General features: G+C 56.0%; 5 protein-coding genes. 1 reads left to right on the forward strand and 4 read right to left on the reverse strand.

Annotated elements, in window-relative coordinates; genetic code table 11:
• Positions 1-78: 78 nt before the first annotated feature.
• The 3 genes from ACOCD2_RS15625 to ACOCD2_RS15635 all read right to left on the reverse strand — a co-directional run bounded on the left by ACOCD2_RS15625 (position 79) and on the right by ACOCD2_RS15635 (position 1,780).
• Positions 79-1,272, reverse strand: a complete 1,194-nt coding sequence (locus tag ACOCD2_RS15625; RefSeq protein WP_293650115.1) for an MFS transporter — start codon at positions 1,270-1,272, stop codon at positions 79-81.
• 215 nt (positions 1,273-1,487) lie between these two features.
• The gene (locus tag ACOCD2_RS15630) at positions 1,488-1,628 is read right to left on the reverse strand and encodes a hypothetical protein (protein WP_294031172.1); all 141 of its coding nucleotides are present in this window, start codon (positions 1,626-1,628) and stop codon (positions 1,488-1,490) included.
• The gene (locus tag ACOCD2_RS15635; RefSeq protein WP_294031170.1) at positions 1,580-1,780 is read right to left on the reverse strand and encodes a hypothetical protein; all 201 of its coding nucleotides are present in this window, start codon (positions 1,778-1,780) and stop codon (positions 1,580-1,582) included. The genes ACOCD2_RS15630 and ACOCD2_RS15635 overlap by 49 nt, the downstream gene beginning before the upstream one ends.
• Before the next feature lie 18 nt (positions 1,781-1,798).
• Between ACOCD2_RS15635 and ACOCD2_RS15640 the strand changes: the two genes are divergently transcribed.
• Entirely contained in the window at positions 1,799-2,434 is a 636-nt protein-coding gene (locus ACOCD2_RS15640; protein WP_293650502.1) for an XRE family transcriptional regulator, read from the forward strand.
• Positions 2,435-2,530: 96 nt separating this feature from the next.
• Here ACOCD2_RS15640 and ACOCD2_RS15645 read toward each other — a convergent pair.
• Positions 2,531-2,912, reverse strand: a 382-nt coding sequence (locus ACOCD2_RS15645; RefSeq protein ID WP_419591337.1) for an IS66 family transposase, incomplete at its 5' end; no start/stop codon positions are given.

Consider the following 2,912-nt stretch of genomic DNA (forward strand, 5'->3'; position numbering starts at 1 on the left):
GGTGACCAGGACGGCTGGGGCACCAATAGGTTGTCAAAGGCCGAGTCGATTTTGGGGACTGGGATGTCCCAAAATCTATCACGAGGCCGAAGACACGCTTGTGATGCCGCTGGTGGCGAAGACAACGGTAATGCCCAGGAAGGCCAGCATCACGAGATTCTGTATCCAGTTGTTACCCGCGAGTATGGTGCCCAGTTCCCGGTCTTTCGCATGAAACTGGATGAGCGCATTCAGGGGAACGATGAACAGTCCGCCTGCCACGCCTAGGGCGAGGAAGTCCACCACCAGTAGTCCGGTGGATTCGAGCTGTGGCGTGAAGAACAGGGCCAGGACGATGCCCAGAGCGCCCAGGGGAATCAGGCCGGTTTCGATACCCTGGCGGGAGGCGCGGCCGGCGATGACGGAGCCCAGGATAATGCCGATGCCCGAGCAGGCCATCAGCCCCTGTATGACCACGGTGCTGGTTTCGCCAAGGTATTCCTTGGCGAAGGCAGGGAAAGCAGCAAGCACCACCTGGGAAATACCCCAGAATACCGAGAGGCCGATGATGGACAGCCAGATATTGCGGTTGCTGTACAGCTTGCCGACGTTCTGTTTCAGGTATTGACCCCTTACATATTGGTGCAGGTGAAATTTCTTTTGCGGCGCTTCCGCTTCCACCGCCTTGAGTTTCAGGGTGGAGAAGTATTCGAGTATGGAACAGATCACGAGTATCCAGCCGATGGGCGCGATCAGGTGCAGGATATCGGCTTCGGTCCGGTAGTCCTGTCCCTCCAGCCGATGTTCGAACAGCACCGAGAAAACGAAGATGCCGGAAAGAATGGCCACGATGGTTACTGCCTGCACCGCAGCGTTCGCCTCGGTCAGCCGTGTCTTGCCCACCAGCTCCTTGATGTAACCATATTTAGCGGGCGAATAGAAAGTGCTCTGCACGGCGAGCAGAAAGGTCAGCATGAACGACACCCGGAACCAGCCGAGATAGTAGGAAAGGGTGATGAGCAGGGTGAGGGCAACAGCCACAGCCGCGCTGGCCTGCATTACCCTGGGCTTGCGGAACCTGTCAGCGAGAAAACCGGAAGGACTGAACAGCAGCACGAAAGGCAGCAGGATCAGCGCATTCACCACTGCGGAAAGAATGATCTGTGTCTGACCGTCATAGACCTTGAAGATGGTGTTCTGTATGAGGATCTTATATCCCAGGTCCACAAAGGCATTAAGAAAGATGATGAGTATGAAGGGGATGAAGCCCCGCAGCTTGATCAGACCGTCCATTGTTGTCCCGTTCTTTTTTGTTGGTAGGGGGCAGGTTAGCCTAATGGATACGAATGCGCTACCATGGCGAGAAAAGTTGCATAATAATGTCTTATTTGGTAGCAAAATACGCTACCCGGTTGGATTTCTTGTCTCAAACCGCACAATTGATCGGCGCGCTGAAACGGGCGCTAAAGACGCAGGGCAAAACCTACTCGGATATCGCCCGTTACCTTTCACTGTCCGAAGCCAGCGTCAAACGCACGCTGCCAGCCATGGAGAGCGAAGCGAAGGGTGGTAGACCCCAGTAGCCGCGAGGCAGCACTGCTTACCCGTCGTGCGCATAGCGCCAGAGGGGAAGCAAAGTAGGCATCCAAACGCGGCGTACAGTCATTGGGAGACAAGTACGGAGCAGCAACGAGCTTGCGAAGTTGTTGTGTAGTGCTTGGTGACCAGGACGGCTGGGGCACGAATAGGTTGTCAAAGGCCGAGTCGATTTTGGGGACTGGGATGTCCCAAAATCTATCACGAGGTCGAAGACACGCTTGTGTTTTCGAAAAGGCATTTTTCCCTGCGGCGGCTGGATCAGGTTTGCCAGATGCTGGGTCTGGAAATTTCCGACCTGGTGCAGATGATGAACGAACAGCATGCCCGATCCCTCAGCGAACTGTCTCTTGAACAGGAACGGGAAATCGTGGCGGATGTTGAACTCCTGCTGATTGCCGTATGCGTTCTCAACCGCTGGCGTTTTGAACAGATCACCGCTTATTTCTCCATGGACCATACCCGATGTTACCGGTTGCTGAACCGCCTGGACCGGCTGAAGATGATCGAACTGCTGCCGGGGAATCGTATAAAGCTGCTGGTGGCTCCCAATTTCAAATGGCGGGAGAACGGGCCTATTCAGCAGTTCTTCCTGCAGAAGCTGCAATCGGATTTCTTCGCTTCCCGATTCGATCAAGAACACGAGAGCCTTATCGTGGTGAATGGCATGCTGGCAGACAGTTCCATCGCTGTTTTCCGGCGCAAGCTGGAGCAGTTGGCCCGCGAGTTTGATGCATTGTCGGACGGTGATGCGGAACTGCCATTCGCGGATCGCAACGGCACTACCGTGATCCTGGCCATGCGGCAGTGGCGCTACGGCCTGTTCCAGCAGTTTGTCAAAGGATCCGGGCATACATGATCAGGAAAACGGCGCAGCGGTTGCGCAAGTCCTTTGCCAGAGCCAACCGGCGCACCAGGACCAGTGATGGCCTGATGCACCGTAAGCGCCAAACAATCAGCCCTCTTGCATCTTTTTGAGAGGCGTTTTCCAGGGTAGCAGGGCTTCAATGTCCTCAACCGTCCTGGCATTGCCGATGTGCTGCAGCACATGGTGGAGGTAGGCAAACGGTTCCACGCCATTGGCCTTGGCCGTCTCGATCAGGCTGTAGGTGGTGGCGCTGGCCTTCGCTCCACGAGGGGTATCGGCAAAGAGCCAGTTCCGGCGTCCGACCGCAAAGGGACGGATGGCGTTTTCCGCCAGGGCGTTGCTGATATTCAGTCGCCCATCGGCAAGATAGCCCGTCAGTAGTTCCCACTGGTTGAGGGTGTATTGGATGGCCTTATAGGTCAGGCTGTCCCTGGGCACCCGGGTGCTGTTTTTCTCCAGCCAGGCCTTG

Origin of the sequence: Thiolapillus sp. (genome assembly GCF_048562965.1) — a bacterium.
GTDB lineage: Bacteria > Pseudomonadota > Gammaproteobacteria > Chromatiales > Chromatiaceae > Thiolapillus > Thiolapillus brandeum_A.